This window comes from Roseisolibacter sp. H3M3-2 (assembly GCF_029211165.1).
Taxonomy (GTDB): Bacteria; Gemmatimonadota; Gemmatimonadetes; order Gemmatimonadales; family Gemmatimonadaceae; genus Roseisolibacter.
Window position 1 is genome coordinate 1 of the sequence record NZ_JARGEK010000309.1, and the last position, 6,015, is coordinate 6,015.

Sequence of the window (6,015 nt, forward strand, 5' to 3'; positions counted from 1 at the left end):
GACCCGCACGGCGCAGCGCTGACGCCCGTGGGCGACCCCCCGGCGCCGCGGGTCTTCGTCCTCGGCGCCGGCCGCGCCGGGCTCGGGGTCTCGCACGCCGTCGCCGCCGCGGGGGGCACGCTCCCCGGGATCCACGGCCGCCGCCCGCTCCCCGCCGACGCGCCGCTGCCGTCGGTCACCGCGGGCGCGCTCCCGGCGCGGCTCGGCGGCGCGACCGTCGTGCTGGTGGCGGTGCAGGACCGCGCGCTCGACGTCGCGCTCGCGCAGGTGGCCGACGCGGTGCGTGCCGGCGCCCTCGCCGACGGCGGGGCTGTGCTGCAGGCCAGCGGGAGCGCGGAGCCGGGCGGCTTCGCGGCGCTGCGCGCGCTCGGCGTCGCGTGCGGCACCTTCCATCCGCTGGTGCCGCTCGCCGAGTGGCGGCAGGCGCCCGGGCTGCTGCGCGGCGCGTGGGTCGGCGTCGACGGCGACGCGGGGGCGCAGCCGGCCGCGCGCGCGCTGGCGCCGCTGCCGGGCGCGCACGCGCTCGGGATCCCCGCCGGGCAGAAGGCGCGCTACCACGCGGCGGCGGTGTTCGCCTCCAACTTCCCGATCGTGCTGGCGGCGATCGCCGAGCGGCTGCTCGCGCGTGCGGGGGTGGATGCCGACGAGGCGCGGCCGGCGGTGCGCCACCTGCTGTCGTCGGCCGCGGCGAACCTGGCGCGCGGCGACGACGCCGCCCTCGCGCTCACGGGCCCCGTGGTGCGCGGCGACGACACGACCGTGCGCCGGCACCTCGGCGCGATCGCCGACGACCCGGGCGCCGACGCCGCCTACCGCGCGCTGGCCCGCGAGGCGGTGACGCTCGCGCGCGCCGCCGGCACGCCGGCCGAGGCGCTGCGCGAGGTCGAGGCGCTCCTGCTGGAGATCCTGCTCGAGTCCTAGCGGCCGCGCGTCAGCGGCCGCGTGTCAGCGGCCGCCGACGAGCGTCGAGCGGTCGACGACGCGCGCGCCGGCCGGGACGTCGAACTTGAACGTCGACGCGGGGACGCTCGCGTTGAGCGTCCAGCTGGTCATCCGCAGCGTGCGCACCAGCCCGTTCGCGTCGGTCAGCTCGACCTGGCGCACCGACGCGTCGGCGTCGTCCACCCAGACGCGCGCCCGGTCGATCGGCTGGCCGTCGCTTTTTGGCGTCAGCGTGACGACGCGCGTGGCGCGCCCGCCGACGGTCGCGGCGGTGGCGCCGGCCACGTTGTAGCGCGCGCGCGGCTGCGTCAGCAGGTCGCCCAGCGCGTCGACGCCGGTCACGCCCTTCCCCTTGGCGGGGAGCTTGATGACCTGGTTGGGCGCGGCGCTCGGCAGGTACACCCACAGCCAGCTCCCGTCGCCGATCACGCGGTCGCCGGCGGGCTGCGTGAAGCGCACCGAGACGCGGTTCGGCTGCTGGAGCACCAGCTCGCCCGTGGCCTTGCTCTCGGTCCCGGTGGCGGGGTTGACCAGCGTCTGCTCGAAGCCCGCCTTGACCGTGCGCGCCGCGGAGAACGCCTTCGACGCGCGGTCGATCACCTGCGCCGGCGTCGGCTCCTGGCGGCGCGCGGCCGGCGGGAGGGCGAGGGCCAGCGCGGGGAGCAGGACGAAGGTCGGACGGAAGCGGTCGGTCATCTATGCGGTCTCCGGGAATGGGCGAGGGGAGCGGCCGCGGCCGCTCCCCTCGTAGTACCCCCCGGGCAAGCGGCGTTCCCGGCCGCCGGGCTCAGCGCTGGGGGGCGGGCGGGGCGGGGGCGACCGAGCGCCCGATCGCCGCGGCGATCGTCCCGACCTCGCCCATCAGCCGCTCGAACTGCTCGACGAACAGCGTCTGCGCGCCGTCGGACATCGCGCGGTCGGGGTTCGGGTGCACCTCGATGATCAGCCCGTCCGCCCCCGCCGCGACCGCGGCGCGCGCCATCGACGGCACGTGCTCGCGCACGCCCACGCCGTGGCTCGGGTCGGCGACGATCGGCAGGTGCGACAGCTTGTGCACCAGCGGGATCGCCGACACGTCGAACAGGTTGCGCGTCGCCGTGTCGAAGCCGCGCACGCCGCGCTCGCACAGGATGACGTTCGGGTTGCCGGCCGCCAGCACGTACTCCGCCGCCAGCAGCAGCTCCTGGATCGTCGCCGACATCCCGCGCTTGAGCAGCACCGGCTTGCCGAGGCGGCCGACGACCTTGAGCAGCGAGAAGTTCTGCATGTTGCGCGCGCCGATCTGCACGCAGTCGGCCCACTCGGCGACCAGGTGCGCGCCCTCCTCGTCCATCGCCTCGGTGACGACGGCGAGCCCGGTCTCCTCGCGCGCCTTGGCGAGGAGCTTGAGCCCCTCGAGCCCCATCCCCTGGAACGAGTACGGCGAGGAGCGCGGCTTGAACGCGCCGCCGCGCAGCGCGCTGGCGCCGGCGGCGCGCACCGCGCGCGCGCTGGCGAGGATCTGCGCCTCGCTCTCGACCGAGCAGGGGCCGGCGATGACGGGGACGGCCGCGCCCCCGAAGGCGACGCCCGGGGCGATCTCGACGACGGTGTTCTCGGGGCGCCACTCGCGCGACACCTGCTTGTACGGCTTGGACACGTACAGCACCTGGCCGACGCCGGCCATCCCGCTGATGTGCGAGCCGTCCACCTGCCCGTCGTTGCCGATCAGCCCCACCGCCGTGCGCTGCGCGCCCGGCATCGGGACCGGCTGGAACCCCATGTCGCGGATCGCGTCGCAGACGGCGTCGATCTGCCCCTGCGTCGCGTCCGACTGCATCACCACCAGCATGCCGACTCCTCGTTCAGTGCCCCTTGCGGGCCCGTTCAGGGCCCGACCTCGGCGCTCCAGCCGTCGTGCGCGAGCGTCGTCGGGCCGGGCCAACGCGCGGCCACGAGCGCGGCCGCGTCCACCTGCTCCACCGGGGGGTAGAAGTGCGTGAGCACCAGCCGCCCCGGGTCCGCCGCCGCCGCGAGCTCCCCGACCTGCTCGGGGGTGAGGTGCGAGGGCACCGCCATCGCCGCCGGCAGCGAGCACTCGGCGAGCAGCAGGTCGCACCCCCGCGCCCACGCGCCGAGCGACGCGTCGGGCGCCGTGTCGCCGGTGTAGACGACGCGGCGCCCGCCGTGCTCGACGGAATATGCCACACTCTCGGCGGTGTGCGGTACGGGGCGGCTGCCCAGCGTCACGCCGTCGCCGAGCGCGAGCGGCGTCCCCGGCGCCAGCTCGACCACCTCCACCGGGTAGCCGGGCGTCAGCAGGTCGTCCCACAGCGCCGCCGCGTGCCGCTCCAGCAGCGCGCGCGTCCCCGCCGGCCCGACGACCGTCACCGGCTCCGCGCGCGGGGGGAGCTGCCCGTGGCGCCAGGCGACGGCCAGCGTGGCCAGGTCGCTCACGTGGTCGGCGTGGAAGTGCGTGATCGCGACGTGCGTGATCGCGCGCCAGTCGATCCCCAGCGCCGCCATGCGGTGCACGACGCCGCTCCCGCAGTCCAGCAGCAGGCGCACGGCCCCGGCCTCGACCAGGTGCCCGGCCTGCACGCGGGCGGGGGAGGGGGCCGCGGTCCCCGTGCCGACGGTCGTCAGGCGCACGCCTGCCTCACCCGCGGAAGACGATCTTCTTCACCGTCTCGACCCCCTCGGCCCGGAAGCGCAGCAGGTAGACGCCGGCCGGCACGCGCTCGCCGCGGTCGTCGGTGCCGTTCCACTCGAAGCGCGGGTCGCAGCCGGCGCCGCTCCCCGGCACCTCGCGCCCGTAGCGGCGCGCGCCGAGCTCCGTGCCCAGCTCGGGGTTCGGGAGCAGCCGCCGCACCCGCACGCCGCGCAGCGTGTAGATCTCCATCGACACGCGCGACGGCTGCGCGATGTCGACCCAGATGCACGTCGCCGCGCGCGACGCGCTGGGGAACGGGTTGGGGAAGTTCTGGTAGACGAGCGTCGCCGTCGGCGCGACCGACGAGTCGAGCACCGTGAACGGCACCGTGGTGAAGCTCTCGCTCTGCCCGTTGCGGAGCCGCGCGGTCACGCTCCACGTGTACGGCGCGTTCGTCTCCAGCGCGGCCTGCTCGGGCGGCGTGAACGTCGTGTCGGTGGTCGACACGCGCAGCACCTGCTGCCCGTTGTTGAGCACCGAGAACTCGTACTGCCACGGCCCCGGCGGGTCGTCGACCTGCGGGCGCGACCAGACGAACGTCGGGCGGCGGTCGTAGACCACCGCGCCCACGCCGACGGGCGAGCGCGGGCGGATCCACTGCGGCACGACGCGCGACGGCCCCACCGGCGACGTCGCCGTGAAGCCGGCGGGGTTGGTCACCGACGCGCGCCAGTACACGCGCGTCCCGGCCGACAGCGCGCGCGTCGGGCGGACGGTGATCGTCGTCGCGTTGGTCGTGATGGCCGTGTCGAGCAGCGCCTGCGCGAACGCCGGCGAGTCCGACAGCTCGAAGCGGAAGCGCAGCGGCCCCGGGCCGGTGCCGACGGCCTGCACGACGAACGTCGGCGTCACCGACGCCAGCGTGTCCCCGCCGGCCGGCGGGCTGACCTGCACGCCCTGCGTCTGGGCGCCGGCGAGCCGCGCGGCGCCCAGGAGCAGCACGGCCGCGGCCGCGCGCCTCAGGAGACCGCCGCCTCCTCGCCGGCCGGCTCGTCGGCGTCCGCGCCCTCGGGCGCCGGCGCCGCGTCGACCTGCGGGCCGCCGCGCAGCCGCACGCTCACCAGCGAGCTGACGCCCGGCTCCTGCATCGTCACGCCGTACACCGCGTCGGCCGCCTCGGTGGTCGTGCGCGGGTTGTGCGTGATGATGATGAACTGCGTCTTCGTCTTGAACTGGTTCAGCATCCGCACGTAGCGCCCGACGTTCTGGTCGTCGAGCGGCGCGTCCACCTCGTCCAGCAGGCAGAACGGGCTGGGCTTCGTGAGGAAGATGCCGAACAGCAGCGACAGCGCGACCAGCGCGCGCTCGCCGCTCGACAGCAGGTGGATGCGCTGCGTGCGCTTGCCGCGCGGGCTGGCGTGGATCTCGATGTCGCAGTCGAGCGGCGCGTCGGGGTTCTCGAGGCGCAGGTCGCACTCGCCGCCGCCGAACAGCGTCATGAAGATCTGGCGGAAGTTCTCGCGCGCCTGCGCGAACGTGGCCAGGAACAGCTCGCGCGCCGTCGTGTCGATCTCCTTGATCGCCTGCTGGAGCGACGCCCGCGCCTGCGCCAGGTCGTTCCGCTGCCCGGTGAGGAAGTCGAGGCGCCGCACCTCCTCCTCGTGCTCGTCGATCGCCAGCGGGTTCACCACGCCCAGCTGCTCCAGCTGACCGCGCAGCTCGTCGAGCTCCGTGCGCAGCGTGTCCGCCTCGACGTCCACCGCCTCGAACGACGCCAGCAGGTCGTCGAGCGGGCGCCGCCACTCGGTCTCCAGCCGCTCGCGCAGCGCGTCGCGCCGCCCGGCCAGCTGCGTGTGGCGCAGCGACGCGGTGTGGAACTCGTCGGCCAGCGCCCCGTTGCTGCGCCGCACCTCGCCCAGCGCCTGGTCCGCCTGCTGGAGCGCGGCGTCGGCCGCCCGCACCCCCTCCTCGGCGTCGGCCAGCCGCTCCTCGACGTCGTGCAGCGCCTGCCGCTTGGCGTCGAGGTCGAGCGCCCACACCGACATCTGCTCGGCGAGCTGGCTGTCGGCGTTGGCGAGCGTCGACAGCTCGCGCTGCAGCGCCTCCAGCCGCTGCGCCTGCGTCTGGATCTCCTGCGACAGCCGGCGCTCGCGGTCGATGGCGACCTGCAGGCGCGCCTGCGCCTGCGCCTGCTCCACCTGCCAGACGGTGCGCTCCTCGCGCGCCGTCTCCAGCTGGTGCTCGCTCTCGGCCAGCGCCCCGCGGGCGTCGGCGGCCGACTGCTCGCGCGCCTCGGCCTGCGCCAGCGCCTCGCCGGCCCGCGCCTCGCGCGCGCCCGCCCGCTCGGCCAGCTCCTCGACGCGGCGCTCCAGCCGGTCGGCGAGCTGCAAGTCGGATCGTAGCCATGTCGTTCTGTGAGCCAAGGAGTTGAGACCACGATT

General features: G+C 75.8%; 6 protein-coding genes. 1 reads left to right on the forward strand and 5 read right to left on the reverse strand.

Going from position 1 to position 6,015, the window contains the following annotated elements:
- On the forward strand, positions 1-921 hold a 921-nt coding region (locus PYV61_RS19655; protein WP_275834792.1), incomplete at its 5' end, for a DUF2520 domain-containing protein.
- A gap of 24 nt (positions 922-945) precedes the next feature.
- Here the strand turns inward: PYV61_RS19655 and PYV61_RS19660 are convergent.
- The 5 genes from PYV61_RS19660 to PYV61_RS19680 all read right to left on the reverse strand — a co-directional run.
- Positions 946-1,638 (reverse strand): outer membrane lipoprotein carrier protein LolA, encoded by a 693-nt coding sequence (locus tag PYV61_RS19660; RefSeq protein ID WP_275834794.1) that lies wholly within the window; start codon positions 1,636-1,638, stop codon positions 946-948.
- 91 nt (positions 1,639-1,729) lie between these two features.
- A complete protein-coding gene (gene aroF, locus PYV61_RS19665) occupies positions 1,730-2,773 on the reverse strand; it encodes a 3-deoxy-7-phosphoheptulonate synthase (protein WP_275834796.1) in 1,044 nt (347 codons plus the stop codon).
- Positions 2,774-2,808: 35 nt separating this feature from the next.
- Positions 2,809-3,573, reverse strand: coding sequence for a ribonuclease Z (locus PYV61_RS19670; protein ID WP_275834798.1), 765 nt, complete (start codon positions 3,571-3,573; stop codon positions 2,809-2,811).
- A 7-nt stretch (positions 3,574-3,580) separates the two neighbouring features.
- The gene (locus tag PYV61_RS19675) at positions 3,581-4,576 is read right to left on the reverse strand and encodes a hypothetical protein (protein ID WP_275834800.1); all 996 of its coding nucleotides are present in this window, start codon (positions 4,574-4,576) and stop codon (positions 3,581-3,583) included.
- 17 nt (positions 4,577-4,593) lie between these two features.
- Positions 4,594-6,015, reverse strand: a 1,422-nt coding sequence (locus PYV61_RS19680) for an AAA family ATPase (RefSeq protein WP_275834802.1), incomplete at its 5' end; no start/stop codon positions are given.